Below are 25,612 nucleotides of genomic sequence, written 5' to 3' on the forward strand. Positions count from 1 at the left end.
TCAGTGATCCTGAGTGTAGTGGTGTCGACTGCGGTGAGAAACTCGAGCAGGGTTTGGTTGAAGCGTTCGGGTTGATCCAGCGGGGTGGCGTGGCGTGAATCGGCGATCACCACCAGCCGCGCATCGGGCAGCAGTTTTACGTAAGTCTCCTTCAGCGCCACCGGTGTGTAGTCACGGTCGGCGCTGACGATGAGGGTTGGACAGGACACTCTGGAAAGTCGTTCCTGAACACCCCAGCCAACGATCGCGTCGAAGCTGGCGAGATAAGCATGTTTGTCGTTTTTTGCCCAGCGCTCGGCCATTTTTTGACGCAATTCGGCCTGTTCCGGTTTCGGGAACAGTTTGGCGCCCAATGCTTTGCCGATGGTGCCCAGACTGAGCGCGCGCATCAGGCTCCAGCGCTTGAACCACTGCCAATAGTCGTCGCGGCTGCGCAGTTTGACCTCGGGCGCGCTGTTGACGATGCACAGGCTTTTGAGCAGTTGCGGCTGATCCACCGCCAGTTGAAAGCCGATCATGCCGCCCATCGAAAGTCCCACATAATGTGTCGGGCCGAGGTTCAAATGCTCGATCAGGGCGACCAGGTCGGCGCTGAACCCGGCGATGCTGTAGCGCTCGCGAGGCTTGTCCGAGCGACCGTGGCCGCGCACATCCGGCACGATTACCCGGTAGCGTGCGGACAGCGCCGGGATCTGCTTTTCCCAGTCCAGCGTGCTGGAACCCAGCCCGTGGACCAGCAGCAACGGCGTGCCGTGGCCATATTCCTCGTAGTGCAGGTTGCAACCTTCGTGTTCGAAATAGGCCATGGGTTACTCCGTGTCAGGCTTGTTCAGGGGCGGCGAAGGGCGCATCCAGCGGCGCGGTATCGAAAGTGCGCAGCAGTTCAATGAGGATTTGCGTCGCCGGGCCCAGCGGTTTGTCCTTGTTCGAATACAGGTAAAAGCTCGGGTTACGGCTGCCGCCCTGGTCCAACGGTAGCAGCTTAAGGGTTCCTTCCTTCAGTTCGCGTTCGATCATGTGCCGGGGCAACCACGCAAAACCCAGCCCGCTGCCGACAAATGTCGCGGCGGTGGCGAGGCTGCCGACGGTCCAGCGCTGCTCGGCGCCGAGCCAGCCGACATCCCGTGGCTGCTGGCGGCCGGAGTCGCGGATCACCACTTGCATCTGGCTTTCCAGGTCCTGGAAATTCAGTTCGCGGTTCAGACGGTGCAGGGCGTGTTCAGGGTGGGCGACGGCGACGAATTCGACGTCGCTCAACTCCGCGCCCAGATAGCCAGGAATACTGAAGCCGGTGATCGCCAGGTCAGCCACGCCTTCGAGCAAGACTTCTTCGACCCCCGACAATACTTCTTCGCGCAGTCGCACCCGGCAGCCGCGGCTTTGCGGCATGAACGCGGTCAAGGCGCGGACGAGGCGGGCGCTTGGGTACGCGGCGTCGACCACCAGCCGCACTTCCGCTTCCCAGCCTTGCTCCATGTGATGCGCCAGATCTTCCAGTTGGCTGGCCTGCTTCACCAGTTGCCGCGAGCGGCGCAGCAACACGCCGCCGGCTTCGGTCAGCACGGCTTTGCGGCCGTCGATGCGCAGCAGGGGCACGCCGAGCTGGTCCTGCATGCGTGCCACGGTGTAGCTGACTGACGATTGCGAGCGGTGCAGCGCTTCGGCGGCCTGGGCGAAACCGCCGTGGTCGACCACGGCCTGCAGCGTTCGCCATTGATCAAGGGTCACGCGGGGCGCTTTCATGTTGAGCTCCTCTTGTCCTAAGCTGGCAGTCCTTATTGGAGACTGTCGAATGAAAAAATTCTGTTGTTTGGTGTTGGCGATGCTGCCGCTGACTGCCTTTGCTTACCCCATCGACGTACAAAAACAGTTGAACGGCTTGAGCATCGACTACAACGCGTATGACACGGATACCGACATCGCCTCCATTCAGGTCAACAACTACGGCAGCACCGATGCCGTCTGTAAGGTGGTTTTCAATAACGGTCCGGAAGCACCGCGCACCCGCAATATCGAAGTGGCTGCCGGCAAGCACAAAAGTGCTACCGCCAAGTTCAACCGGACCATCATCAAGATGCGCATCAACCTGACCTGCACCCCCAAATAGCATCGCGACCCTGTGGGAGCGGCGGCGCGACGATTCGACTTGCTCGTGAAAGCCCGCTCCCACAGGAAGTATGCTCAGCTTATAAACGAATTTATTGATGGGTTATAGCAGTTATTTGCGCTTTTTCATCGATATGACTCTGTTTAACCTTCACTCCATCGACTTACAACATTCTCAGATGGAGCCTACATCCCATGTCCCGCGTTCTGATCATCGAAAGCAGCGCCCGTCAGCAAGACTCGGTTTCCCGTCAACTGACCCAGACCTTCATCAGCCAGTGGAAAGCCGCCCACCCCAACGATCAGATCACCGTGCGTGACCTGGCCGTCAACCCGGTGCCGCACCTGGACATCAACCTGTTGGGCGGCTGGATGAAACCTGCCGAGCAGCGCAGCGAAATCGAACAGGTTTCCCTGGAGCGCTCCAACCAGTTGACCGATGAATTGCTGGCCGCCGACGTGCTGGTCATGGCTGCGCCGATGTACAACTTCGCGATCCCCAGCACGCTGAAAGCCTGGCTCGATCACGTGCTGCGTGCCGGCGTGACCTTCAAGTACACCGACACCGGCCCGCAAGGCCTGCTCAGCGGCAAGCGTGCTTACGTGCTGACCGCTCGCGGCGGGATCTATGCCGGTAGCACCGCGGATCATCAGGAACCTTACCTGCGTCAGGTCATGGGCTTCATCGGCATCCACGACGTGACCTTCATCCATGCCGAAGGCATGAACCTGGGCGGCGACTTCCAGGAGAAGGGCCTGAACCAGGCCAACGCCAGGCTCGCCCAAGTGGCTTGAGGCTTTAATCGCCAGATAATCGCTGGATGGTCTAGTGACCTGGCGCAACCCTTCAAGCCTGTACGCGCATCGACCTCCCTTTGCACTTGTTGCTCCTGAGTGCTGTAGCCCGATTGAACGCTTTAGCGAGATCGGGCTTTTTTTTGCCTGCGATTTTTTGGGGGGGCACGCATCCCTTTTTTTGCCTGCGATTTGGGGGGCACGCATACCTTTGTAGGAGCCGGCTTGCTAGCGATGGCGATGTCACATTCAACATTGATGTTTGCTGATACACCGCCATCGCCAGCAAGCCGGCTCCTACAGGGATCTGCTTGTCTCGCGGTATCAGACAAAACCCGCTATCGTCGCCGCCATTCAAAACGAGGCGAGCATGGGCTATCTACTTTTTGTCACGCTGATCCAGGCGTTTTCCTTCAGTCTGATCGGCGAATACCTGGCCGGTCATGTCGACAGTTACTTCGCCGTGCTGGTGCGGGTGTTGCTGGCGGGGTTGGTGTTTATTCCGCTGACGCGCTGGCGCTCGGTGGAACCGGCGTTCATGCGCGGCATGCTGCTGATCGGCGCATTGCAGTTTGGCGTGACCTACGTCTGCCTGTACCTGAGCTTCCGGGTGCTGACGGTGCCGGAAGTGTTGCTGTTCACCATCCTTACGCCGTTGCATGTGACGCTGATTGAAGATGCGCTGAACCGGCGCTTCAATCCATGGGCGCTGGTCGCCGCGTTGGTGGCGGTGCTCGGCGCGGCGGTGATTCGATTTGACCGGATCAACCCGGATTTCTTCATGGGGTTCCTGCTGCTGCAACTGGCCAACTTCACCTACGCCGCCGGGCAGGTGCTTTATAAGCATCTGGTGGCGCGTCATCCGAGCGATCTGCCGCATTACCGGCGCTTCGGTTACTTCTACCTGGGCGCATTGGCAGTGGCGTTGCCGGCCTTTCTGCTGTTCGGCAAACAGAATTTCCTGCCCGAAGCACCGCTGCAATGGGGCGTGCTGGTGTTCCTCGGCCTGGTCTCGACTGCGCTGGGGTTGTACTGGTGGAACAAGGGTGCGTGCCTGGTGAATGGCGGGACGCTGGCGGTGATGAACAACCTGCATGTGCCGGTGGGGCTGCTGATCAATTTGCTGATCTGGAATCAGCATGAAGAGCTGGGGCGGTTGTTCCTTGGCGGATCGGTGATTCTGATGGCGGTGTGGATCAGCCGGCTGGGTGTGCGAAAGTCGCTGGCTATCACCTGACTCCTGTAGGAGCCGGCTTGCTGGCGATTCTCTCCGACACACCGCGTCGAGGCGATCGCCAGCAAGCCGGCTCCTGCAAAGGGGCGCGTTATTTCTCTGCCAACTGCACCACCAGAAACTCGATGAACGTCCGGGTCTTTTGCGGCACCCGGCGTGCCGATGGGTACACCGCGTTGATCGTGATCGCGGGCGCCTGCCATTCACACATGACCGGCACCAGCCGGCCAGCCGCCAACCCATCCTCGACGATGAAGTTGGGCAATAGCGCGATGCCCATGCCGGCCTCGGCCGCCTGAGCGAGCAGGTCTCCATTGTTGGCATGCAACGGGCCCGTGACGTTGACCCGTTGGGTTTCCTTGCCATTACACAACTGCAAGCTCACGCCGCTTTGCAAATAGCCGTAGTTCAAGCACTGATGGTTGCGCAGATCCTGTGGTGTCTGCGGCGTGCCGGCGCGTTCGAGATACGCCGGCGAGGCGACGATGATTCGCGGGGCCGGCGCCAGTTGCCGGGCAATCATCGTCGAGTCCGGCATGCTGGCGATGCGGATGGTCACGTCGAAACCACCACGCACCGGGTCAACCTGCTGGTCGCTGAGGACCAGTTGCAGCTCTATGTTCGGGTGTTGTTCATGAAACAGCGGAATCAGCGGCCCCAATCGGCGCAATCCGAAGGACATCGGTGCATTGACCCGCAGCACCCCGCGTAACTCGCCAATGCCGTTACGTGCGCGCTGCTCCGCCTCGTCCAGCGAGGCCAGTACTTCCCGCGCCGCGTCGAAGTACTCCGCGCCAGCCTCGGTCAGGTGCAAGCTGCGCGTGGTGCGCTGCAGCAATTGCACGCCGATGGCTTCCTCCAGCGCCTGAATCTGTTTGCTGACTTTTGATCGCGGCACATCCATTGCCCGTGCAGCGGCGGCGAAACCGTTCTCGCCGACTGTGACGACGAAAGCGCGCATGCATTCGATGCGATCCATGATTGTCCCTTTTTTTGAATCAATGATTCTCGATTTTAGGTAATTGTCCCTTTCTTCGCTAGCCCCTAAAGTGACATCCAAGCCGACGACAAAGCTTCTGGAAGCCGCGTCGACTCACCCATTACTGATTTGAATGATCGACATCAAAAGGAACGCGCCATGTCTAACCGTGAATTGCTCAACCCAACCAACTCCGCCCTGATCCTGATCGACCACCAGCCGCAAATGGCGTTCGGCGTGCAGTCGATTGACCGTCAGACCCTGAAGAACAACACCGTGGGCCTGGCCAAGGCCGCCAGGATTTTCAACGTGCCGACGATCTACACCTCGGTCGAAACTGAAAGCTTCAGCGGCTTCATCTGGCCGGAGTTGCTGGCTGTTCACCCAGAGCAGAAGCCTATCGAGCGCACCTCGATGAACTCCTGGGAAGACAAGGCGCTGGTCGATGCGGTGAAAGCTACCGGTCGCAAGAAACTGATCATCGCTGCGCTGTGGACCGAGGTCTGCCTGACCTTCCCGGCACTGGAAGCATTGGCTGAAGGTTACGAGGTTTACATCGTGACTGACGCGTCCGGCGGCACCACCAAAGAAGCCCACGACATGTCGGTGCAACGGATGATTCAGGCCGGTGCGGTGCCGGTGACCTGGCAACAAGTGCTGCTGGAATACCAGCGTGACTGGGCGCACAAAGAGACCTACGAAGCCGTGATGGAATTGGTGCTGGAACACAGCGGCGCGTATGGCATGGGCGTGGATTACGCTTACACCATGGTGCACAAGGCACCGCAGCGGCAGGTCAAATAACCTCAAACGCAATGACTGTGGGAGTGGGCTTGCTCGCGAAAGCGGAATGTCAGTCGACATCAATGTCGAATGACCTGACGGCTTCGCGAGCAAGCCCGCTCCCACAGTTTTTTGTGGTTTACATGATGTGTTTTTCCGGTTCGGGGATGTGGCTCGCGCCTAGCATGGCCGGGAGCAACCCGGCCCGTAAATCTCCGCCACTCGGCTGCTGATACAGACTCAATCCGAACTCCGGCAGCACCGCCAGCAAGTAATCGAAAATATCCCCCTGAATCCGCTCGTAATCCGCCCACGCCGTGGTGCGGGTGAAGCAATAGATTTCCAGTGGGATCCCCTGTGCCGTGGTCTGCATCTGCCGAACCATGCAGGTCATGTTCGGCTGGATCTCCGGATGACTCTTCAAATACGCCAGCGCATAGGCGCGGAAGGTCCCGATGTTGGTCATCCGCCGGCGGTTGGCCGACATCGCTGCCACATTGCCCTGGGCTTCGTTCCACGCCTTGAGTTCTGCCTGTTTGCGGCTGATGTAATCAGTCAGCAGATGTACCTGCGACAGCTTCTGCTCTTCGTCATCACGGATGAAGCGCACACCACTGGCATCGATGAACAGGCTGCGCTTGATCCGTCGCCCGCCAGACTGCTGCATACCGCGCCAGTTCTTGAACGACTCGGACATCAGGCGCCAGGTCGGAATCGAAACGATGGTCTTGTCGAAGTTCTGCACCTTGACCGTGTGCAGCGTGATGTCCACCACATCGCCATCGGCGCCGACTTGCGGCATCTCGATCCAGTCGCCGACCCGCAGCATGTCGTTGCTGGTCAGCTGCACGCTGGCGACGAACGACAACAGGGTGTCCTTGTAGACCAACAGAATCACCGCCGACATGGCGCCCAGACCCGACAGCAGCAACAGTGGCGAGCGGTCGATCAATGTGGCGACGATGATGATCGCGCCAAACACGTACAACACCATTTTCGTCAGTTGCACGTAGCCTTTGATCGAGCGGGTACGGGCGTGTTCGGTGCGGGCGTAGATGTCCAGCAATGCACTGAGCAGGGCACTGACCGCCAGCAGCAGGAACAGGATGGTGAATGCCAGCGCGACATTGCCGAGGAAATTCAGGCTGGTCTTGCTCAACTCCGGCACCAGATGCAGGCCGAACTGGATCACCAGAGAGGGTGTCATCTGCGCCAGGCGATGAAACACTTTGTTGTGTCGAAAATCGTTGACCCAGTGCAACGCCGGCTGGCGACCGAGCATTTTGGTCGCATGCAGAATGAGGTAACGCGCCACTCGTCCGAGGACCAGCGCAATCACCAGCAGCAGGATCAGCGCCAGGCTGGAATGCAGGAGCGGATGCTGGTCGAGAGCACCCCAAAGGTCTTGGACGTTGAGCCAGAGCTGTTTGATATCCATGGGTAAAACCGTTCTTCTATAGGACGCGTAGGGGCGATTAGAGCATTTAAGACGCTTTGGATGACGTTTGAGGACAAAAGAGGCAACAAAAAAGCCACTGTTTACGGTCGTTTGCATAAAGAAACTCGGCCTTCGCGCTCGAAACCGTTACCCTATGCAGCTGTTTTTTTGTATTTCTTCGAGGTAGCACCCGTGTTTTCCCAATTCGCCCTGCACGAACGCCTGCTCAAAGCCGTGGCCGAGCTTAAATTTGTCGAGCCAACGCCTGTGCAAGCAGCGGCTATTCCGCTGGCGCTCCAAGGGCGTGACCTGCGGGTGACAGCGCAAACCGGTAGCGGCAAAACCGCCGCTTTCGTCTTGCCGATCCTCAACCGTCTGATCGGCCCGGCGAAAATCCGCGTCAGCATCAAGACCCTGATCCTGCTGCCGACTCGCGAGCTGGCCCAGCAGACCATCAAGGAAGTCGAGCGTTTCGCTCAGTTCACGTTCATCAAGTCCGGTCTGATCACCGGCGGTGAAGACTTCAAGGTTCAGGCCGCCATGCTGCGCAAGGTGCCGGACATCCTGATCGGTACACCGGGCCGGATGATCGAGCAACTGAACGCCGGTAACCTCGACTTGAAAGAAGTTGAAGTGCTGGTGCTCGACGAAGCCGACCGCATGCTCGACATGGGCTTTGCCGAAGACGTGCAGCGTCTGGTGGAAGAGTGCACCAATCGCCAGCAGACCATGCTGTTCTCCGCCACCACGGGCGGTTCGGGCCTGCGCGAGATGGTCGCCAAGGTCCTGAACAACCCGGAACACCTGCAGCTGAACAACGTCAGCGATCTGAATGCGACCACCCGTCAGCAGATCATCACCGCTGACCACAACCAGCACAAAGAGCAGATCGTGAACTGGCTGCTGGCCAACGAGACCTATCAGAAGGCCATCGTGTTCACCAACACCCGGGCCATGGCCGACCGCATCTACGGCCGCCTGGTGGCGCAGGAATACAAAGCGTTCGTCCTGCACGGTGACAAGGACCAGAAAGACCGCAAGCTGGCGATCGATCGCCTGAAGCAGGGCGGTGTGAAAATCCTGGTTGCCACCGACGTTGCCGCACGTGGCCTCGACGTTGACGGCCTCGACCTGGTGATCAACTTCGACATGCCACGCAGTGGCGACGAGTACGTTCACCGCATCGGTCGCACCGGCCGCGCCGGCAACGATGGCCTGGCCATCTCGCTGATCTGCCACGGCGACTGGAACCTGATGTCGAGCATCGAGCGTTACCTCAAGCAGAGCTTCGAGCGCCGCACCATCAAGGAAGTCAAAGGCACCTACGGCGGGCCGAAAAAGGTCAAGGCTTCGGGCAAAGCCGTTGGCGTGAAGAAGAAAAAGGTCGACGCCAAGGGAGAGAAGAAGAAAACCGGCGCCAAGGCACCGACCAAACGCAAGATCGCCAACCGCCCGAAGACCGACGCCCTGTCGCTGGTCAGCAAGGACGGCATGGCTCCTCTGAAGCGCCGCAAGCCGGAAGCGCCGGCTGCTGAATAAGGCGCCGTAGCGATCCCATAAAAAAACCGGACCCAGGTCCGGTTTTTTTACGCCCCGGAATTGGAACGCGATCCATTGTAGGAGCCGGCTTGATCTGGCGATCCTGGTGAACGCGGTTATATCGGGTTAACCGAATCGCCAGCAAGCCGGCTCCTACAGATCAACTTTCGGCTTTTTTCTCCGCCGATCCCAACTCCTTCAAACGCTGATCGATCAACTGGCACTTGTCCGGCAGATCGGCGCTGGCCGTGCCCAGATCCATCTTCTGCAACTCATCGTTGATCTCTTTGGCTTTCTTCGGATTCTGCTGCGTGAGCTTGGTGACTTCCTTGGCCAGCTGTTCACGTTTGGCGGTGGCTTCCTCGGGCGTGCAGGCCCAGGCGGGGAGGGCGCAAGCGAGGGTGGCGGCGAGGGTGAGTTTGAGCAGGGTTTTCATGGAGTGGGCCTCGGTTCCGGTTAAGGCGGGTTATCCGGTTGAGGGTTGAGGTCAGGAGAAAGTTCAGCGCGCAGGCATCTTTTGTTCACGCAACGGGTTGATAGCGAATCCGTCAATTGACCGTGAAAGGACGCCAATCCAGTAGGGTGGTATCGTTTTGCTATTACTCGAAAATCAAGGATCGACCATGCTGTTCAGAGCCGTCACGGCAAGCCTTCTACTGGCATTGACCGGTTGCACCAACGTCAACGTCGAGCCAGTCGCTCCTCAATACAAAATCTCTCAGCTCTGTATCGAAGAGAACCCGAAAGTGGTGGTGGGCGATTTCGTCGATGGTCTGCAAGCGCTTTTGCGCAAGCACAACATCGAAAGTCGCTTGTACGCCGCCCCTCTCCCGAGCAGTTGCGAATACCGTCTGACTTACACCGCCATCCGTTCCTGGGATTTCTCCCCGTACTTGTCCGATGCCAGTGTCCGGCTCTTCAAGGGCGCTCAACAAATCGGCTTTGGTCAATACCATCTGACCGGTGAGGGGGGCTTCGATCCGTCGAAAGTGGCGCCGGTCGAGGAGAAGATGGGGCCGGTGATCAACCAGTTACTGGGGCAAAACAAATGAGCGCAGTCATGAAAAGTTTCCCGGTTCTGTTGCTCATGCTGTTGTTGACCGGATGCGGTCACACCCGCTCCAGCCAGCCGTATTTCGAGCCTCCGGCGCCACCGCAGGGCAAGGCGCTGGTTTACATGATGCGGACCCAGGTCATTCAAGGCAGTTTTTATGACAGCGTGTTCAGCATCAATGACAGCGCAGTAGTAGGGCTCAATGACAAAACCTATTCCTGGGTTCTGGTGAGCCCGGGCCTGCATAAGGTCTCAGCCGGGCCGCGCCCGCATCCGCGAAACGTGTTCTTGAACCTGCAGGTCGAGCCGGGCAAGGAATACTTCGTTGAATACACGCAGGAGTACGCGGCCGAGATGGTCCGGGTGCGGGATGCCAATGAAGGGAAAGCCATGGTGAAGGGGTATTCGTATATTCCGGTGAAGTAGCTGTGCCGTTGTAATCGACAGCACAAGCTAAAACGGGCGACCTTGAGGTCGCCCGTTTTCATTTCACCGCCCAGCCTGCTGCGCTCGCAAGCGTCTACCAATGATATCTCTCTTGCTCGCGATGCGATCTATCCCCCATGGCAGCAGCTCGAAGAGGCCTTGTCTTCATACCGATCGTGATGCCTTACCCAATCCATTATTTCCTCTTCGTTACGGCCCTTGGGCATGAGGTCCAGGTAGTTATAGGCGCCGACCAGCATGTCCAGGCCGCGGGCATAGGTGGAGTAGGTGTGAAAAATATCGCCAGCTTCGTTGCGATAAAACACGCTAAGGCCTGGGAGTTCTTCCTCGGCACCGTCGGATTTTTCGTAGTTGTAGGTCGCTTTGCCGGCGGCAACATCTTCTGCTCGGGCCGAGACACCAAAGTCGTAGTTGAAATCACAGCCCTGCGAAGACACCCAGTCGAATTTCCAGCCCATGCGCCGTTTGAACGCCTGGAATTCGGCGAACGGTGCGTGGGAAACCGCCACTACGGCCACGTCATGATGTGCCAGGTGCTGGTTGGCGCCGTCGATGTGGTCGGACAGGAACGAGCAACCGGGGCAGCCTTCATCCCAGCCTTTGGCGAACATGAAGTGGTAGATGACCAACTGACTGCGGCCGCCGAACAGGTCGGCCAGTTTCAGCTCGCCGTCGGGGCCCTGGAAGCGATAGTCCTTGTCGATTTTCACCCACGGGAGTGCGCGACGTTCGGCGCTGAGTTTGTCCCGTTCCTTGGTAAAGGCTTTTTCGTGGGCCAGGTGTTGTTTGCGTGCGGCGAGCCATTCTTCTCGCGACACGATTGGATGGTTCTGAACGTTCATCGGGTTTTCTCCTGCGCAATGCGGGGAGGTGACTGACACTACCTTGTCGTTTGACCGGTGCCGAATTCGACATACCGCCGGTCAGCGCCGTTCAAAACCTGCGCTGAACGGCTGCGCGCATCGCCGGTCACAGCCTTTGAAGGCCATCACACTCACAGGCTTTGGAGGTTGAATCAGGATGACAACTTACAACTGGGATTTGATTGAACGCTTGCTGCACGAAGTGCAAAACGCAGCCCCCAGCTTCACGCCACGGCCCTATGCCGAGCAGTATGCGGCGGAGAAAGCCACGGAGGGCGAGCAGACTGAAAACCTGGATCACCTGAAAGCGGTGGCCGGCGAGTATGAAAAGTTACTGCTGGCGCGCGGTTATATTGAATCCAGGCCAGAAGAGCTGGGCGGCACCGGTCCGAACTACATGCTGACGTCGCGGGGCTCGAGTTTGTTGAGCCTGATCGACAGCAGCATTCCGGGCGATGCTCATCCGCGGCAGGTGCTGGATGAGCAGGAAGATGCGCTGGATGTAGTGACGTTCGATGAGGTGGCGTCCAAGGCGCAGATAGCCTGAAGATCGCCGATTACCAATGTGGGAGCGGGCTTGCTCGCGAATGCGGTGTGTCGGGCAACAACGATGTCAACCGACACTCCGTCTTCGCGAGCAAGCCGGCTCCCACATTGTATTTGTGTTGATCCTTAACTCTGTTGCGCGGCTTTAAGGCACTTCAAATCATTGAAGTCCTTGCGCACCCCTTCAATCTTTTTCAACAACCGCTCTCGCTGGGTCGGTGTGCTCCCGGCCATCAAATCCACAAACAGGCTTCGCGCCTGTGCTTCGGTATTGGCGTAGGCCTTACGGTAATCGGCGGTCCATAAACTCTCGCGATTCACCAAAAGTGTCTCGATTCGCTGTGGGAATTCCGGACTCTGGCGTTGCGCAACCGCTGCACTGAACTGCTTCTGCCAGTGGGCTCGGTTGGCGATCCACTGCGTGTTCTGGTCACCCAAGGCATTGGACCAGGCGACGACACGTTGTTGCTGGGTCGGACTGAGAGGGCCGAGCCAGTCATTCAAGCGTTTTTCCATGCGCTCGCTGCGCTCCTTGATCTGCTGGTCGAGGGACGGTTTCAGGTAATTCTGCTGGCGTTTGCGCTGGTCCTTGGCAAAGGCGTCGTTCATCTCTGCGACTTGCTTGTCATCCAACCCCTGCAACAACTCGATGGCCGACGGGGTGATTTCCCGCGCGGTCTGGGCGATGGCTTGTTTGGCTTCCTGGGTGCGGGTTTGCAGTGCGGTGTCGGTTACCTGATTGGTCTCGACCATCGCTTGCAAACGGTCGAGCCAGCCGAGGTAACCCGGCAGTTGCGTAGTGCAGTGCCAGCTCAGGTGTTCTCTGAGGCGCTCGTTGAACCAGCCTTTCTGATCGCCGTTCATGTCCAGGTAATCGCTGAGCGTCCACGGGATGATCACGTCGAGGTTTCGATAGGCCAGGCCTACGCGACTGCACGCGCCGAGGGCGAGACTGAGGGTGAGGACGACGGCGAGACACTTCAACCAGCGCGACATGGGCGAGTCCTTGCGAAAGCGTAGGTTCTCATGTGAACGCAGGATGAGCCTGCCAGTTCAGCCGATCAATAGAACGCGTGTTCGGCCTTGAGGGTGACCAGTCCGTCGCACTGACTGTTACGCCCGGAATAGGCGGAGCAGTCGCTGCCGCTGAGGCTTGAGCCGCTGTAGATCAGGTCCAGGTCTATGCCCATGAACGGCCGGGACAGTGTCAACGACCAGTCAGTGAAACTGCCTACATACCCACCGTCCACCGACACCGGGGTGTTGAGCTGGTGAGTGGTGTATTTCATGCTGATCCCGACGCCGAACGGTTGATTGCCACCGAGATCGGCGAACACGGTGCTGTTCTGTTTGTCCGGGTCGTTGCTGAAGGCTGCGCCGAAACGGCTGCCCAGCAGGGTGAGGCCGCCGAAGAGTTCCTGGCTGTCGAGGGTGTCCACTTTTGGGTAGCTGTAGCGGATCATTCCGACTTCGTAGCCGAGGGTTTGATCGAAGGGCTGTTTAAAACCCACGTAGGAATCGACTTCCAGGTTGTTCCCCGGACTCAATCCCATGCTAGGTGACCATTGGCCGAAGTAGAAGCCGCTGTCGTGGCTCAGGTCGAGGCCGCCGTGAAAGGAACCGGTGGTCGAGGGTTTGACCAGCCCCTGGGCCATGCTGCGACTGGGAGTGGTGCCGAGCTTGAGATCGAAGTCCCCCAGTTCACGTTGGAAGATTTGCGCGTTGGCGACCGAACAGGACAGCAGGCCGACGAATAAAAACAGAAAGGGTTTGAGCATGCGTCACTCCATGACAGCGAGGAGCAGAAACGAAAAACTGCTGAAACGCTTAATCTAGACGTGTGCAAGCATACCGGCGAATGCTCGGCATCGAGGGCCGTTCGTCGATTTTTGAAATATTGATGTGTTTATCGGGGTGTTGCGGGAGGGTTCCAGTCCAAGCGCTTCGAAGCTCAAAGCGCTTACGGACCAGGTGATGCGAGGGGTCTTGTAACGGTGTTACTTTTTGCCGAGCGTGATCTGCTTGGACGGGCCGAACGTCTGGCCGCTGACGCCTTTGGCAATTTGCTGGATCTCGCCACCGGACTTGAGGAACGCAGCAATCTGGTTGTTGATCGATTCGCTGGTTTCAACGGCTGGAGCTGGCTTTGCTTTGCTGTTGGATGCTTTTACACGCATGGCGGCCATTAACCTGTAGAAAATTAACTTGGCCACGCATCGTACAGGAAATACTTGACAATTGCTTGGTAAATATCCCCCTGAAATACACATCACAAAAGCAGGATTCATCGCAAGTTATTATTCGAAATCTTCCCGTAACCCGCTGTTTTAAATAAGAACATTGGTGCAGATAAATGGATTTCTGCCTGACTTGCGGGGGCAAAAATCAGCAGTCTGGCCTGACGAGTGGCCGGATGCGTCCGACAAAACCCAGGAAAATTAAGACCTTCACAGGATTTTTCCAGGGCCGCCTGGCCGGGCGTCGAACGCAGCGTGCAAAAACGGGTAGAATGCCGCCCACGCAATGAGGGTATTGGAAATGGCTTTAGTCGGGCGTTACAACAGTTTGCAAGTGGTTAAACACACTAACTTCGGTTTATATCTGGATGGTGGCGCGGATGGCGAAATTCTTCTGCCTAACCGTTATATTCCCAAAGATATTCCCAGCGAAGATGAAGACTGGCTCAACGTTTTTATTTATCTGGACAGCGATGACAAACTTATCGCAACTACCGAAAAGCCGAAAGTTCAAGTCGGTGAATTCGCCAGTTTGAAAGTCGTTGAAGTCAACAGCATCGGTGTTTTCCTGGATTGGGGTTTGCCGAAGGATCTGTTGCTGCCGTATTCCGAAGAGAAGCGTCAGATGACGGCTGGCGAGTACGTCGTGGTGCACGCCTACCTCGACAAGCACACCCGCCGCATCACCGCGACGGCGCGTCTGGACCGTTATCTGGACAAGACCCCGGCCAACTACACCCCTGGCCAGGAAGTTGATCTGCTGGTTGCCGAAGCCACCGACATGGGCTTCAAGGCAATCATCAACAACAAGCACTGGGGCCTGATCCACAAGAACGAAATCTTCAAGTTCATGCGCGCCGGCAAGGAAGAGAAGGGCTTCATCAAAGAAGTCCGGGCCGACGGCAAGATCAGCCTGAGCCTGCAACCGGTGGGCGAAGAAGCGGCCACCAGCCTCAACTCGAAGATCCTCGCCAAGTTGCGCGAAAACAACGGCACGCTGCCGGTGAGCGACAAGAGCGACCCGACGGTGATCACCAGCATGTTTGGCGTCAGCAAGGGCAACTTCAAGAAGGCCATTGGTGCGCTGTACAAGAATGGTCAGATTGTTATTCATGCCGATCGCATTGAACTGAGCTGATTGCACGCCAGCCTTTGCTTTAACTGTCGAGTCATTGCCATGGATTGTGTTGACGAGGTGTTCCGGTGAGCGCCACTCGGCGTAGCGCCGATGCTTTTGCCCTGCAAGTGATGATGGGGTTGTGCCTGATCTGGGGCGTGCAGCAGGTGATGATCAAATGGGCGGCGCCTGACATTGCGCCGGTCATGCAGGCTGCGGGTCGGTCGGGCATTTCTGCGTTGCTTGTAGGATTGCTGATTTGCTGGAAGGGCGGCTGGGATCAGGTCGGCAAGACGTGGCGCGGTGGACTGCTGGCGGGCGCGCTGTTTGGACTGGAGTTCTTCTTCATTTCCGAAGGCTTGCAATTGACCACGGCCGCGCACATGTCGGTGTTCCTTTACACGGCACCGATCTTCACTGCGCTGGGCGTGCACTGGCTGCTGCCGAGTGAACGTTTGAGGCCCGTCCAGTGGCTGGGCATTTTTCTCGCGTTCATTGGGATTGCCATCGCATTTGCCGGCGGCGTGTCGTGGGACAACCTCGACCGACGCATGTTGATGGGCGATGCGCTTGGCGTGTTGGCCGGCGCCGCTTGGGGCGCGACCACCGTGGTGGTGCGCGCTTCGCGCCTTTCGGAAGCACCGGTGACGCTCACGTTGTTCTACCAGCTGATGGTCGGTTTCGTCGGTTTGCTGCTGATCGCGATGCTCAGTGGCCAGATTACCCACGTCAGCCTGACCACTGTGGCGGTGGCCAGTGTGCTGTTCCAGGGACTGGTGGTGTCGTTCTTCAGTTACCTGACCTGGTTCTGGTTGCTGCGTCGCTATCTGGCGGCGAACCTGGCGGTGTTTTCTTTCATGACGCCGTTGTTCGGCGTCACGTTCGGCGTGGTCTTGCTGGGCGAAGCGCTGAGCCTCAACTTTGTCATCGGTGCCGTGCTGGTGCTGCTCGGCATCACGTTTGTCAGCGCTGAACAGTGGGTGCGCCGTCGTTTGCGCAAAGCCCTCGGCCAGCAATGACCGGACGGAGCAACAGCCCACCCGCGATGAGCAAACCGCTGCCCGCCACGATCAGCGCCGGCTGCAAGCCACCGCTGAAATGACTGCTCAACGCGGCCAGCAACGGTCCGGCGAGCTGACCCACGGCGAAGCATGCGGTCAGCAGTCCGGCATTGCGTTGGGTGGCGTGGGGCGCCAGTTCCCGAGAGCGTTGCATCACCAGCTGCATGCAGGCCAGAAACGGCGTGCCACACAGCATCACCCCCAGCGCCAGGCCTGACCCGCTGCCCAACAGGCAGGCAAACACACCGGCCGCTTGCAGCCACAACGTTGCCATCAGCCAATGACGGGTGGCGTTCGGGTTGTGACGACGAAGACTCACCAGCACCACGCCGATGGCCGATGCCAGACCAAAGAACGGCCAGAACAGATCGGCTTGCCATTGGCCATGGAACTGCGCGTTGGCCATTTGCGAGAGGAACGTGGCCGGGATGATGTAGCCCAGACCGTACAAGCAGTAGATCACCCCCAAACGGCCGATCTCCTGGTTGCCCGAACCGGCAGCGCTGGAGGCGACTGCCACGGTGGCGGACGGTTGCGGCAGGAATGGCAAAATCCCCAGCAGCATCACCAGTGCAACGCCGGCATAGACCAGCCACAAGGTTGCGGAGGTCTGACCCAACAGGTTCGAGCCCAGGGCCAACAATCCCGTCAGAAAAATCCCCAGGCCCGGTCCGGCAAATACCACTGCGCCAAGCCGAGGTCGACCGGCTGCAGCGGCCAGTGGCTGGCTCAATGCAGTGATCATCACCAGCACCCAGGCGCTGGCCACGCCCGTGCCGAAACGCAGCAGTAAATGCGCCCAGAACCCATTGGCCCAGAACGATGCGAGGGTGAGTAATACACACAGCCACAAACCGCCCAGCAGCCGCTGCCGGACTTGCTCGGGTTTGCGGGAGAACATCGCGTCCACGGCGCCAACGAAATACCCAAGGTAGTTGGCTGCGGCAATCAGACCGGCGGCCGTGAGGTCGATCTGACCTTCGCTGAGCAGGTGTGGCAATTGCGGGGTGAGGGCGAACCGTCCGATGCCCATGGCCATCATGAGCGCGATAAAACTGGCGAGTAAGCGAATCAGCGGGGACATAGTCTGAGTTCCGGCAGAGGATCAATGACCGTCAGGCTAGGACTGATTGACTTTCTTTAAAAATGAATAATAGTGAGTAACTTGTTCTGATTTGGAGAATGTCGTGGAGTTCAGCCAATTGCGGATCTTCCATGCCGTGGCGGAAGAGGGCTCGATCACCCGTGCGGCCGAACGTTTGCATCGGGTGCCGTCGAATCTGTCGACACGCCTTAAACAGCTTGAGGAGCAACTGGGCGTAGAACTCTTCCTGCGCGAGCGTCAGCGTTTGCAGTTGTCTCCTGCGGGAAAAGTCCTGCTGGACTACACCGCGAAGCTGTTCAACCTGCGCAACGAAGCGCAAGCGGCCGTGCAGGGTGGGCAACCGGCGGGCGATTTCGTGCTGGGTACGATGTACAGCACCGCGGCCATTTACCTTCCACAACTGTTGGCCCGCTATCACCGCACCTACCCGGCGGTGAACCTGCAGGTGCAGTCCGGGCCCAGTGGTGAGCTGCTGGAAGGCTTGCTCACCGGTCGCCTCGATGCGGCGCTGGTGGATGGCCCGCTGGAGTTGGCCGGGCTCGATGGCGTGCCTTTTCGCGAGGAACGCCTGGTGCTGATCAGCGAAGCCGATCATCCGCCGGTGCGCAGCGCGCTGGATGTGGAGGGGCGCTCGGTGTTCACCTTTCGACACGGTTGTTCTTACCGGACGCGTCTGGAAGCCTGGTTCGCCCACGATCACGCGGCCATGGGGCGGGCGATGGAAATCGAGTCCTATCCCGGAATGCTCGCGTGCGTGATTGCCGGTTCGGGTGTGGCGCTGATGTCGGAGTCGATGCTGGCCAGTCTGCCGGGCCGCGAAAGTGTGGCGGTGCACCCGTTGGCCGAGCCGTTCGCCACCGCGACGACCTGGCTGATGTGGCGCAAGGGCATGGTCGGGGCCAATCTGAATGCGTGGATAGAGCAGCAACAGACGGTCTTTCCATCGGAAGCGATCCCGGCGCAGGCAATAGCCTGAACGAATGGTCAGGTATTTGGATCAATTCAGTAACAGATCATTGCGGATTTTGCCGAGCATTGCGTAGGACTTCGGACTATTATCAGTGCGAAGGGGCTACAGAATTTCAGCCGCTCGGCACTACCCTGAAGGGGGCACCATGAAAGAGAAAATCCAAAACTGGCTGCATGACCTGGGTGTTGCACTCGGTTTGATCGAACCGCCTCTGCAACCTGTGCCTATTCGCACTGACGATGAGCAGCGTCGACGCCAGCAGCGCCGTCGGTAATACGCGTCAAGGTCCAAAAGATCGCAGCTTTCGGCAGCTCCTGCAGGGAGTCGCGCCAATGCTGCGATTTGTTCGCGTACCTGTAGGAGCTGCCGAAGGCTGCGATCTTTGACATTTCCATGATGCTCAATACCGCCCAATCTCCATCAAAAACCGACTCAAGTCATTCGCCGTCCTGGCGGTCTTGATCATCCAGTCTTCCTCCGCCGTAAATGCCGTCAACCCCAACTCATCTTCCAGATGGAAGATCAGGTCTTCGATGTCCGCTTTATCCAACCCTAACTCCGTCAGGCTGGCGTTATCGTCGAAGTCTTGCTCCAGCAGTCGGCTGATGAAACGATGCACAGCGGCATCTATGTCGGCTCTTTCCATGAGAGTTCTTCAAAGGCGTCGGTATTGTTGTTCCCTGCGCTTGAGTACAGCAGGCTTCACGCATGTGAGCGCTGCCACTCGTCAATCATGCTGCGCAAATGTTCCCCGGAAAAACTCCCGAAATGTCCGCCATGCACGGTGCGGATCGGCAACTCACGCAAGCGTTGCAGGCTGCGCGCGTAGTCATCAAGGTTGGAGTGGTAGGCGTCTTCGATCAGCGGCCCGTCGTAGATGATGTCGCCGCTGAACAACGTCTCGGTCGCGGCCTCATACAGGCTGATGCCGCCCGGTGAATGCCCGGGTGTGTGCAGCACTTGCAACACGCGATTGCCCAGATCCAGCACGTCACCTTCTTCAATCAACCCCGTGGCGGGTGCGGCTTTGACCCGGTATTCGGCGTAACACAGCGGGCAGTCGGGGTGAGCCTCGAACATGTCGTCGCCGACGAATGCCCGGCTTAAATCGTTTTCGCCGTCAGGTGCCGCCAGGATGCCGGCCTCGGCGGGATGCACCAGGCGTTCAGCAAATTCGTGATGGCCGGCGATGTGATCGAAATGGCAGTGACTGGCCACGGCCACCAGCGGCCGTTCGGTGATCCACGGCAATTGCTCGCGCAGACTGACCAGCCCGGAGCCGCTGTCCAGCAGCAGGTCCTTGTCGCGGCCCTGAATGTGCCAGAGGTTGCAGCGGTAGAAGGGGCGGATGTAGGGCTCGTGGATCAGGCGGATGCCGTCGCTGAGCTGTTTGACCTCGAACCACTGATCGCGGCTGACGATCTTCATAAACGATTTCTCCAGACGAAAAAAAACGGGTGTGGCAACCGACGCCACACCCGTCGAAGAAAGCATCAAGTCGTTATGTTCAGCTTAGGCGGCGCTGGCCACCAGTGCAGGGCGACGGGACAGCAAGCTGACCACCACGAAACTCACCAGACCTACGCCGAGGCTGTAGTAGATCGGGGTGTTGGCGTCCATGCCGTCCTTGATCATGAACAGCAGCGCGGTGGCGAAGCCCATGCCCATGCTGGCGATAGCGCCGGCGGTCGTTGCGCGTTTCCAGAAGATTGCACCGATCAGCGGGATCAGCATGCCGCCCACCAACAGGTTGTAGGCCAGGGTCAAGGCACTGATCACGTCGTTTACCACCAGAGCGATACCCAGCACCACGAAACCGGTCAGCAGGGTGAACAGGCGGTTGATGCCCAGGCTCGACGCTTTACCGCCGCGCAGTTTCGGCAACAGGTCTTCGGTCAGGGTGGTGGCCGCGGCGAGCAGGCCGGCGCTGGCGGTGGACATCATGGCTGCCAGGGCTGCGGCGATCACCAGGCCACGGATACCGTCCGGCAGGGACAGTTTGACGATGGCTGCGAAGGCGTTGTTGACGTTGTCCAGGTCTGGGATCAGCACATGAGCGGCCATCCCGATCAGGGCGCAGGCCAGTCCGTAAAGGATGCAGTAGAAGCCAGCGAATGTGCCGGCGACCTGAGCCACTTTGGCGCTCTTGACGGTGAACACACGCTGCCAGATGTCCTGGCCGATCAGGATCCCGAAGAAGTAGATCATGAAGTAGGTGATGATGGTGTCCCAGCCAATCGTGGTGAAGCTGAAGGCGGTTGCCGGCAGTTTCAACACCAACTCATCCCAACCACCGACGCGGTACAGGCAGATGGGCAACAGGATGAACATCAGGCCAACGGTCTTGATGATGAACTGGACGATGTCGGTCAGGGTCAGGGACCACATGCCGCCAATTGCCGAATAAATCACCACCACGCCACCGCCGACCAAGACCGACAGCCAGAACGGCAGGTCGAACAGCACTTGCAGCACGGTGCCAATGGCCAGGATCGAAACCACGCCGATCATCAGCGCGTACGCCAGCATGATTACCGCACTCGCGGTGCGGGCCATCGGGTTGTAGCGTTTCTCCAGCACCTGGGTAACGGTGTAGATTTTCAGTTTCAGCAGCGGTTTGGCGAGAAACAGGTTCAGCGCCACGATCCCGCAACCGAGGGCCGCGCAGAGCCAGAAACCGGAAATGCCATGGACGTAGCCCAGGCGCACGGTGCCGACGGTAGAGGCGCCGCCCAGAACGGTAGCGGCCATGGTACCCATGTACAGGCTCGGGCCGAGGTTACGACCGGCGACCAAAAAGTCTTCGTTGGTCTTGGCCTTGCGCATGCCGTAGTAGCCGAGTAGCAGCATCGCGGCGGCGTAGATGAGTACGACGAATAAATCCAATGCCATGTTGGCGTGTCTCCGATTGTCTTTTTTATGGTGAGGCTGAAAAGCAATGTGGCAATCAGGCCGCTCTTTTGTGGCGAGGGAGTTTGCTGTGGCGAGGGGGCTTGCCCCCGTTGGGTCGCGAAGCGGCCCCAAACCTGTAACCGCAGTTCTTTTAGTCAGAACTCGTTACTGCATTGCGACTGCTGTGCAGTCGAACGGGGGCAAGCCCCCTCGCCACAAAGTTCCCTCGCCACAGAGGTTCCGTTAACCACCGTTTGTGTCGAATCAGGCGGCTTGTCGCAACGCCGGTTTACCGAGCGAATCCTTGCCCTTGCTGCGTGGATCATTCGGCCCGAACACCGCAGCCGGTTCAGGGAACAGGCTCAGTAGCGCCAGGTACACCAGCGAGGCCAGGCCGAGGGTCACCGGCAGGCTGATGTCGATGCCATCCGCCAGGTTCCCGAGCACACCCACGAACTGCCCCGGCAGGTTCACAAAGCACAGGCCGACCAAGGCACTCGGGATCCAGGCACCCAGCCCACGCCAGTTCCAGCCATGGGTGAACCAGTAACGACCGCCTTTCTCGCCGCGGGTGAACACTTGCAGGTCATCCGGGCAATAGAAGCCGCGGCGCACCAGCAGACCGATGATCATGATCACCATCCACGGGGTGGTGCAGGTGATGATCAACACGGCGAAGGTCGACACGCTCTGCACCAGGTTCGCCGCGAAGCGTCCGATGAAGATGAAGGCAATCGACATTACACCGATCAACAGGGTGGCCTTGACCCGCGACAGTACACGCGGGAACACGCTGGACATGTCCAGCCCGGTGCCATACAGCGAGGTGGTGCCGGTGGACATGCCGCCGATCACCGCAATCAGGCACACCGGCAGGAAGAACCAGCTCGGCGAAACGGCCAGCAGGCCACCGACGTAGTTGTTCGCCGCGATGTAGTCCGGCGCCTTGATCGCGACGATGGTCGCGGTGGCGAGGCCGAACAGGAACGGGATGAACGTTGCGATCTGCGAGATCACCACGGCCGCCATGATCCGGCGCTTGGAGGTGTCACGCGGGATGTAACGCGACCAGTCGCCGAGGAACGCGCCGAAGGAAATCGGGTTGCTCATCGCCACCAGCGCGGCGCCGATAAAGGCTGCCCAGAAACCCGGCTGACCCATGTTCACGGTACCGGCGTAGTTCACATCGAAAGGACCGGCGAACGCGAAGATGCCCAGCAGGAACAACAGGCTGGCGCTCCACACCGCGATCTTGTTGACCCACAGCAGGAAGCGGAAACCGTAGATGCAAACCGTCAGCACCAGAATCGCGAACAGACCATAGGCCAGGCCCAGGGTCAGGTCGGTTTCCGGCAGGCCGATCAGGCGTTTCGCACCACCGATCAACGCGTCACCCGAGCTCCACACCGAGAGCGAGAAGAAGGCGATGGCGGTCAGCAACGATAGAAACGAACCGACGATCCGCCCGTGCACACCGAAGTGAGCACCGGAAGACACGGCATTGTTGGTGCCGTTGATCGGACCGAACAGGCCCATGGGCGCGAGGATCAGTGAGCCCAGCAACACGCCCAGCACAATCGCCCAGGCGCCGGCCTGGAAAGACAGGCCAAACAGAACCGGGAAACTGCCGAGCACGGCGGTGGCAAAGGTGTTGGAACCACCGAAGATCATTCGGAACAAGTCCGTCGGGCCTGCGGTGCGTTCGTTGTCCGGGATCTGTTCGACCCCGTAGGTTTCAATGTGCGTAAGGCTTTGGTCGTTGTTGTTGTTATTCATGATCAGCTCCGATCATAAAGGCGCGCTCATCGTGTGTGAGCGTCACCTGTTTGGCTAAGGGGTTGGCAGCCCTTCCGGCATCGCGGACAAATGTTCGTGGCAGGCCAGCCATAGGCCTTGTTGTTCTTGGCCAGACGCTTGTTTCTTGAAAACAATCGTCTCGCGTTCCTGGCTGAAGTGTTGCTCCCCTTGCATGCGCAGCTCGGTGGCCACGTCATGGATGAATATCGCTACATCGCCCTGCAGGCTGACGAAAGCGTTGCTCGAGGTGCACGACAGCACCTCGAAGCCATCCTCCGAGCGCCAGGTGTCCCACAACGCCTGATAGGCATCGCGCGACAGCAGGGGCTGTTCGAGGGTGTAGAACACGAAGCTCGCGTCGGTGCTGAACGCACCGAAGTAGGCTTCGCGATCATTACGGGCGAAGGCGGCTACCAGATTGGCAGCGGCCTTGAGTACCTGATCACGTTCGCTCACGGCCAATCCTCAGCGGTGGACCACGCCAGGCAGTACGCAGAGCATTTCGTACAGCAGGTTGGCGGCCAGCAGCGAGGTGTTGCCGGTGGTGTCGTAAGCGGGTGAGACTTCTACCAGATCGCAACCGACCAGGTCGAGGCCTTGGCAGCCGCGAACGATCTCGATCGCCTGAATGGTCGTCAGACCACCGATTTCCGGGGTGCCGGTGCCAGGCGCCCAGGCCGGGTCGATGCCATCGATGTCAAAACTCAGGTACACCGGACCGCCGCCGACTTTCTCGCGAACTTCGGCCATCAGCGGTGCCAGGGATTTGTGCCAGCACTCTTCGGCCTGAACCACACGGAAGCCCTGGTTACGGCTCCAGTTGAAGTCGTCAGCGGTGTAGCCCTGGGCGCGCAGGCCGATTTGCACGACACGGTCCGGGTCCAGAAGGCCTTCTTCGACGGCGCGGCGGAAGGTGGTGCCATGGGCGATCTTCTCGCCGAACATGTGATCGTTTACATCGGCGTGGGCGTCGATGTGCACCAGGCCGACCTTGCCATGCTTCTTGTGGATGGCACGCAGGATCGGCAGGGTGATGGTGTGGTCGCCGCCGAGGGTCAGGGGGATCACATCGTGTTCGAGGATTTTGTGGTAGGACTCTTCGATGATCCGTACGGCATCCAGCAGGTTGAAGGTGTTGATTGCCACGTCGCCGATGTCGGCAACCGACAGCGAGTCGAACGGCGCTGCACCGGTGGCCATGTTGTACGGACGGATCATCACGGATTCGGCGCGGATATCACGCGGTCCGAAACGGGTGCCTGGACGCAGCGAAGTACCGATGTCCAGCGGCACGCCAACGAAGGCAGCGTCCAGACCGGCAGCGGTCGGTACATGGGGGAGTCGGAGCATGGTGGCGATGCCGCCGAAGCGCGGCATTTCGTTGCCGCCCAGTGGTTGGTGAAGAATCTTGTCCACGGGTAGGGCCTCATCGTCGTTGTTTTATTTATGTCGGCTGCGCCGGTCCGGGGAGGATAGGGCACCGTTAGGGGACGATTCTGCGAAATGTAGTGTCGGGGAAGAATCGCTACGGGCAAATACTTAGTTCAGATTTTTCTAAACTAATGGTGAGCAGGGAGATAGACTTCCCGGCTTGAGAGATACGTTGTCTGGGCGGGCCGATCGCCAGCAAGCCGGCTCCTACCCGGCCCGGCGCAACAAATACCTGTAGGAGCCGGCTTGCTGGCGATCGGTTGCGCAGCAACCGCCCATCAGACAACGCGGACTCACTGAACACGCTACGGAGCCCCCTCATGGCCAACGCTTTACCCGACCTGAAACTGTTACGCATCTTCGTCAGCGTGGTCCGTCATCAGGGGTTCGCCAACGCGCAGCAAGAACTCAACCTCTCGACCTCGGCGATCAGCACCTACATGAGCCAGCTCGAAGCGGCCCTTGGCCTGGTGCTGTGCCATCGAGGTCGTGGCGGTTTCAGCCTGACCAGCAAAGGCGAATTGTTCCATCAGGAAACCCTGCGCCTGCTCGGCGAACTCGAAGGTTTCGAGCAATACGCGGCGGCCCTGAAGGGCGAGTTGCGCGGCACGCTGAACCTCGGCGTCATCGACTCCACCGTCAGCGACAAGGCCTTGCCTTTCGCCGAGGCCATCGGCGCCTACAGTCAGGAACACCCGGCGGTGCATTTGCACCTCTCGGTGATGAGCCCGTACGAACTGCAACTCGGCGTGCAGGACAACCGCCTCGACTTGGCCATCGGCGCGTTTTCCACGCGCATGAGCGGGCTGGTCTACATGCCGCTGTACCGCGAACAGCACTGGTTGTATTGCAGCAGCCGCCATCCGCTGTTCACCGAGCGGCGCATCCCCGAGCAAGTCATCACTCAGCAGCGCATGGTGGGTCGCGGTTACTGGAGCCAGGCTGAACTGGCGCGCCACGGCTTCAAACACAGTGCTGCGACCGTGGAAAGTATGGAGGCGCAACTGATCCTGGTGCTGTCCGGCGCCTACATCGGTTACCTGCCGGAGCACTACGCCCAGGCCTGGGCGGACAAGGGTGACTTGCGCGTGTTGCTGCCGGCGACTTTTGGTTATCAGGCGCCGTTCTCGATGATCGTGCGCCGGGGACGCAGCCGCGAACCGTTGATCCAGACCTTCCGCGATTTGCTCAAAGCACAACTGAATCAGGCTTGAGAAC

28 protein-coding genes and 1 pseudogene are annotated in these 25,612 nt (G+C 59.1%); 13 read left to right on the plus strand and 16 right to left on the minus strand.

Annotated elements, in window-relative coordinates; all coding sequences use genetic code 11:
• Together FBY04_RS09515 and FBY04_RS09520 are read right to left on the minus strand one after the other, a co-directional pair.
• A pseudogene (locus FBY04_RS09515) lies at positions 1–806 on the minus strand (alpha/beta fold hydrolase).
• 13 nt (positions 807–819) lie between these two features.
• Positions 820–1,743 carry a LysR family transcriptional regulator gene (locus FBY04_RS09520; protein ID WP_017337034.1) on the minus strand — a complete coding sequence of 308 codons (924 nt, stop codon included), beginning with the start codon at positions 1,741–1,743 and terminating at the stop codon, positions 820–822.
• Positions 1,744–1,792: 49 nt separating this feature from the next.
• Here FBY04_RS09520 and FBY04_RS09525 point away from each other — a divergent pair, with 49 nt between their 5' ends.
• The 3 genes from FBY04_RS09525 to FBY04_RS09535 all read left to right on the plus strand — a co-directional run bounded on the left by FBY04_RS09525 (position 1,793) and on the right by FBY04_RS09535 (position 4,138).
• A complete protein-coding gene (locus tag FBY04_RS09525; RefSeq protein WP_084323601.1) occupies positions 1,793–2,107 on the plus strand; it encodes a 3-phosphoglycerate kinase in 315 nt (104 codons plus the stop codon).
• Between the two features lie 194 nt (positions 2,108–2,301).
• Complete coding sequence (locus FBY04_RS09530) at positions 2,302–2,901, plus strand: FMN-dependent NADH-azoreductase (protein ID WP_145315079.1); 600 nt, start codon at positions 2,302–2,304, stop codon at positions 2,899–2,901.
• Between the two features lie 370 nt (positions 2,902–3,271).
• Positions 3,272–4,138: a carboxylate/amino acid/amine transporter gene (locus FBY04_RS09535; RefSeq protein ID WP_084323605.1), complete on the plus strand. Its 867-nt coding sequence runs from the start codon at positions 3,272–3,274 to the stop codon at positions 4,136–4,138.
• Between the two features lie 88 nt (positions 4,139–4,226).
• On the opposite strand, the gene FBY04_RS09540 is transcribed toward FBY04_RS09535, so the two are convergent.
• Entirely contained in the window at positions 4,227–5,114 is an 888-nt protein-coding gene (locus tag FBY04_RS09540) for a LysR family transcriptional regulator (protein ID WP_145315080.1), read from the minus strand.
• Positions 5,115–5,273: 159 nt separating this feature from the next.
• Between FBY04_RS09540 and FBY04_RS09545 the strand changes: the two genes are divergently transcribed.
• A complete protein-coding gene (locus FBY04_RS09545; RefSeq protein ID WP_084323609.1) occupies positions 5,274–5,918 on the plus strand; it encodes a hydrolase in 645 nt (214 codons plus the stop codon).
• 118 nt (positions 5,919–6,036) lie between these two features.
• On the opposite strand, the gene FBY04_RS09555 is transcribed toward FBY04_RS09545, so the two are convergent.
• Positions 6,037–7,335, minus strand: coding sequence for a mechanosensitive ion channel family protein (locus FBY04_RS09555; RefSeq protein WP_145315081.1), 1,299 nt, complete (start codon positions 7,333–7,335; stop codon positions 6,037–6,039).
• A 192-nt stretch (positions 7,336–7,527) separates the two neighbouring features.
• Between FBY04_RS09555 and FBY04_RS09560 the strand changes: the two genes are divergently transcribed.
• Positions 7,528–8,874 carry a DEAD/DEAH box helicase gene (locus tag FBY04_RS09560; RefSeq protein ID WP_084323398.1) on the plus strand — a complete coding sequence of 449 codons (1,347 nt, stop codon included), beginning with the start codon at positions 7,528–7,530 and terminating at the stop codon, positions 8,872–8,874.
• Between the two features lie 160 nt (positions 8,875–9,034).
• Here the strand turns inward: FBY04_RS09560 and FBY04_RS09565 are convergent, their stop codons facing one another.
• Entirely contained in the window at positions 9,035–9,310 is a 276-nt protein-coding gene (locus FBY04_RS09565) for a hypothetical protein (RefSeq protein WP_084323376.1), read from the minus strand.
• 187 nt (positions 9,311–9,497) lie between these two features.
• Here FBY04_RS09565 and FBY04_RS09570 point away from each other — a divergent pair, with 187 nt between their 5' ends.
• Together FBY04_RS09570 and FBY04_RS09575 are read left to right on the plus strand one after the other, a co-directional pair.
• On the plus strand, positions 9,498–9,926 hold the full coding sequence (locus FBY04_RS09570) for an Sbal_3080 family lipoprotein (RefSeq protein WP_145315082.1): 429 nt from the start codon (positions 9,498–9,500) through the stop codon (positions 9,924–9,926).
• A gap of 8 nt (positions 9,927–9,934) precedes the next feature.
• Entirely contained in the window at positions 9,935–10,354 is a 420-nt protein-coding gene (locus tag FBY04_RS09575; protein ID WP_145315083.1) for a DUF2846 domain-containing protein, read from the plus strand.
• Between the two features lie 128 nt (positions 10,355–10,482).
• Here the strand turns inward: FBY04_RS09575 and FBY04_RS09580 are convergent, their stop codons facing one another.
• Positions 10,483–11,217: a thioredoxin family protein gene (locus FBY04_RS09580; RefSeq protein ID WP_145315084.1), complete on the minus strand. Its 735-nt coding sequence runs from the start codon at positions 11,215–11,217 to the stop codon at positions 10,483–10,485.
• Positions 11,218–11,395: 178 nt separating this feature from the next.
• Between FBY04_RS09580 and FBY04_RS09585 the strand changes: the two genes are divergently transcribed.
• Entirely contained in the window at positions 11,396–11,785 is a 390-nt protein-coding gene (locus FBY04_RS09585) for a transcriptional regulator (RefSeq protein WP_145315085.1), read from the plus strand.
• Positions 11,786–11,910: 125 nt separating this feature from the next.
• Here the strand turns inward: FBY04_RS09585 and FBY04_RS09595 are convergent, their stop codons facing one another.
• From FBY04_RS09595 to FBY04_RS09605, 3 genes are all read right to left on the minus strand, one after another.
• Complete coding sequence (locus tag FBY04_RS09595) at positions 11,911–12,780, minus strand: DUF6279 family lipoprotein (protein WP_145315086.1); 870 nt, start codon at positions 12,778–12,780, stop codon at positions 11,911–11,913.
• 65 nt (positions 12,781–12,845) lie between these two features.
• The gene (locus FBY04_RS09600; RefSeq protein ID WP_084323382.1) at positions 12,846–13,562 is read right to left on the minus strand and encodes a TorF family putative porin; all 717 of its coding nucleotides are present in this window, start codon (positions 13,560–13,562) and stop codon (positions 12,846–12,848) included.
• Between the two features lie 219 nt (positions 13,563–13,781).
• Positions 13,782–13,970, minus strand: coding sequence for a hypothetical protein (locus FBY04_RS09605; RefSeq protein WP_017337097.1), 189 nt, complete (start codon positions 13,968–13,970; stop codon positions 13,782–13,784).
• A gap of 352 nt (positions 13,971–14,322) precedes the next feature.
• On the opposite strand from FBY04_RS09605, the gene FBY04_RS09610 reads away from it, so the two are divergent.
• Positions 14,323–15,159, plus strand: a complete 837-nt coding sequence (locus FBY04_RS09610; protein WP_145315087.1) for a S1 RNA-binding domain-containing protein — start codon at positions 14,323–14,325, stop codon at positions 15,157–15,159.
• A 65-nt stretch (positions 15,160–15,224) separates the two neighbouring features.
• Entirely contained in the window at positions 15,225–16,157 is a 933-nt protein-coding gene (locus FBY04_RS09615) for a DMT family transporter (protein ID WP_084323384.1), read from the plus strand.
• Here the strand turns inward: FBY04_RS09615 and FBY04_RS09620 are convergent.
• A complete protein-coding gene (locus FBY04_RS09620; RefSeq protein ID WP_084323385.1) occupies positions 16,102–17,283 on the minus strand; it encodes an MFS transporter in 1,182 nt (393 codons plus the stop codon). The two genes, FBY04_RS09615 and FBY04_RS09620, sit on opposite strands and share 56 nt — an antisense overlap.
• 103 nt (positions 17,284–17,386) lie before the next feature.
• Between FBY04_RS09620 and FBY04_RS09625 the strand changes: the two genes are divergently transcribed.
• Both FBY04_RS09625 and FBY04_RS32650 read left to right on the plus strand, forming a co-directional pair.
• Positions 17,387–18,280, plus strand: coding sequence for a LysR family transcriptional regulator (locus tag FBY04_RS09625; RefSeq protein WP_145315088.1), 894 nt, complete (start codon positions 17,387–17,389; stop codon positions 18,278–18,280).
• A gap of 139 nt (positions 18,281–18,419) precedes the next feature.
• Entirely contained in the window at positions 18,420–18,548 is a 129-nt protein-coding gene (locus FBY04_RS32650; protein WP_007914492.1) for a PA1414 family protein, read from the plus strand.
• Between the two features lie 126 nt (positions 18,549–18,674).
• Here the strand turns inward: FBY04_RS32650 and FBY04_RS09630 are convergent, their stop codons facing one another.
• From FBY04_RS09630 to speB, 6 genes are all read right to left on the minus strand, one after another.
• On the minus strand, positions 18,675–18,920 hold the full coding sequence (locus FBY04_RS09630) for an acyl carrier protein (protein WP_145315089.1): 246 nt from the start codon (positions 18,918–18,920) through the stop codon (positions 18,675–18,677).
• A gap of 56 nt (positions 18,921–18,976) precedes the next feature.
• The gene (locus FBY04_RS09635) at positions 18,977–19,702 is read right to left on the minus strand and encodes an MBL fold metallo-hydrolase (RefSeq protein WP_084323388.1); all 726 of its coding nucleotides are present in this window, start codon (positions 19,700–19,702) and stop codon (positions 18,977–18,979) included.
• Between the two features lie 84 nt (positions 19,703–19,786).
• On the minus strand, positions 19,787–21,166 hold the full coding sequence (locus FBY04_RS09640; RefSeq protein WP_084323389.1) for a sodium:solute symporter: 1,380 nt from the start codon (positions 21,164–21,166) through the stop codon (positions 19,787–19,789).
• A gap of 264 nt (positions 21,167–21,430) precedes the next feature.
• Positions 21,431–22,942, minus strand: a complete 1,512-nt coding sequence (locus tag FBY04_RS09645; protein ID WP_145315090.1) for a cytosine permease — start codon at positions 22,940–22,942, stop codon at positions 21,431–21,433.
• Between the two features lie 54 nt (positions 22,943–22,996).
• Complete coding sequence (locus FBY04_RS09650) at positions 22,997–23,419, minus strand: nuclear transport factor 2 family protein (RefSeq protein ID WP_084323391.1); 423 nt, start codon at positions 23,417–23,419, stop codon at positions 22,997–22,999.
• 9 nt (positions 23,420–23,428) lie between these two features.
• A complete protein-coding gene (gene speB, locus FBY04_RS09655) occupies positions 23,429–24,379 on the minus strand; it encodes an agmatinase (RefSeq protein WP_017337107.1) in 951 nt (316 codons plus the stop codon).
• 335 nt (positions 24,380–24,714) lie between these two features.
• Between speB and FBY04_RS09660 the strand changes: the two genes are divergently transcribed.
• Positions 24,715–25,608: a LysR family transcriptional regulator gene (locus FBY04_RS09660; protein WP_007945995.1), complete on the plus strand. Its 894-nt coding sequence runs from the start codon at positions 24,715–24,717 to the stop codon at positions 25,606–25,608.
• The last annotated feature ends 4 nt before the right edge of the window (positions 25,609–25,612 follow it).

It is taken from the genome of Pseudomonas sp. SJZ080, from assembly GCF_007828295.1.
Lineage (GTDB): Bacteria > Pseudomonadota > Gammaproteobacteria > Pseudomonadales > Pseudomonadaceae > Aquipseudomonas > Aquipseudomonas migulae_A.

Excerpts from the sequence above, each read along its gene's own strand:
- FBY04_RS09520 (WP_017337034.1), bottom strand. The coding sequence starts at position 1,743 with ATGAAAGCGCCCCGCGTGACCCTTGATCAATGGCGAACGCTGCAGGCC.
- FBY04_RS09525 (WP_084323601.1), top strand. The coding sequence starts at position 1,793 with ATGAAAAAATTCTGTTGTTTGGTGTTGGCGATGCTGCCGCTGACTGCC.
- FBY04_RS09530 (WP_145315079.1), top strand. The coding sequence starts at position 2,302 with ATGTCCCGCGTTCTGATCATCGAAAGCAGCGCCCGTCAGCAAGACTCG.
- FBY04_RS09535 (WP_084323605.1), top strand. The coding sequence starts at position 3,272 with ATGGGCTATCTACTTTTTGTCACGCTGATCCAGGCGTTTTCCTTCAGT.
- FBY04_RS09540 (WP_145315080.1), bottom strand. The coding sequence starts at position 5,114 with ATGGATCGCATCGAATGCATGCGCGCTTTCGTCGTCACAGTCGGCGAG.
- FBY04_RS09545 (WP_084323609.1), top strand. The coding sequence starts at position 5,274 with ATGTCTAACCGTGAATTGCTCAACCCAACCAACTCCGCCCTGATCCTG.
- FBY04_RS09555 (WP_145315081.1), bottom strand. The coding sequence starts at position 7,335 with ATGGATATCAAACAGCTCTGGCTCAACGTCCAAGACCTTTGGGGTGCT.
- FBY04_RS09565 (WP_084323376.1), bottom strand. The coding sequence starts at position 9,310 with ATGAAAACCCTGCTCAAACTCACCCTCGCCGCCACCCTCGCTTGCGCC.
- FBY04_RS09570 (WP_145315082.1), top strand. The coding sequence starts at position 9,498 with ATGCTGTTCAGAGCCGTCACGGCAAGCCTTCTACTGGCATTGACCGGT.
- FBY04_RS09575 (WP_145315083.1), top strand. The coding sequence starts at position 9,935 with ATGAAAAGTTTCCCGGTTCTGTTGCTCATGCTGTTGTTGACCGGATGC.
- FBY04_RS09580 (WP_145315084.1), bottom strand. The coding sequence starts at position 11,217 with ATGAACGTTCAGAACCATCCAATCGTGTCGCGAGAAGAATGGCTCGCC.
- FBY04_RS09585 (WP_145315085.1), top strand. The coding sequence starts at position 11,396 with ATGACAACTTACAACTGGGATTTGATTGAACGCTTGCTGCACGAAGTG.
- FBY04_RS09595 (WP_145315086.1), bottom strand. The coding sequence starts at position 12,780 with ATGTCGCGCTGGTTGAAGTGTCTCGCCGTCGTCCTCACCCTCAGTCTC.
- FBY04_RS09600 (WP_084323382.1), bottom strand. The coding sequence starts at position 13,562 with ATGCTCAAACCCTTTCTGTTTTTATTCGTCGGCCTGCTGTCCTGTTCG.
- FBY04_RS09605 (WP_017337097.1), bottom strand. The coding sequence starts at position 13,970 with ATGGCCGCCATGCGTGTAAAAGCATCCAACAGCAAAGCAAAGCCAGCT.
- FBY04_RS09610 (WP_145315087.1), top strand. The coding sequence starts at position 14,323 with ATGGCTTTAGTCGGGCGTTACAACAGTTTGCAAGTGGTTAAACACACT.
- FBY04_RS09620 (WP_084323385.1), bottom strand. The coding sequence starts at position 17,283 with ATGTCCCCGCTGATTCGCTTACTCGCCAGTTTTATCGCGCTCATGATG.
- FBY04_RS32650 (WP_007914492.1), top strand. The coding sequence starts at position 18,420 with ATGAAAGAGAAAATCCAAAACTGGCTGCATGACCTGGGTGTTGCACTC.
- FBY04_RS09630 (WP_145315089.1), bottom strand. The coding sequence starts at position 18,920 with ATGGAAAGAGCCGACATAGATGCCGCTGTGCATCGTTTCATCAGCCGA.
- FBY04_RS09635 (WP_084323388.1), bottom strand. The coding sequence starts at position 19,702 with ATGAAGATCGTCAGCCGCGATCAGTGGTTCGAGGTCAAACAGCTCAGC.
- FBY04_RS09640 (WP_084323389.1), bottom strand. The coding sequence starts at position 21,166 with ATGGCATTGGATTTATTCGTCGTACTCATCTACGCCGCCGCGATGCTG.
- FBY04_RS09645 (WP_145315090.1), bottom strand. The coding sequence starts at position 22,942 with ATGAATAACAACAACAACGACCAAAGCCTTACGCACATTGAAACCTAC.
- FBY04_RS09660 (WP_007945995.1), top strand. The coding sequence starts at position 24,715 with ATGGCCAACGCTTTACCCGACCTGAAACTGTTACGCATCTTCGTCAGC.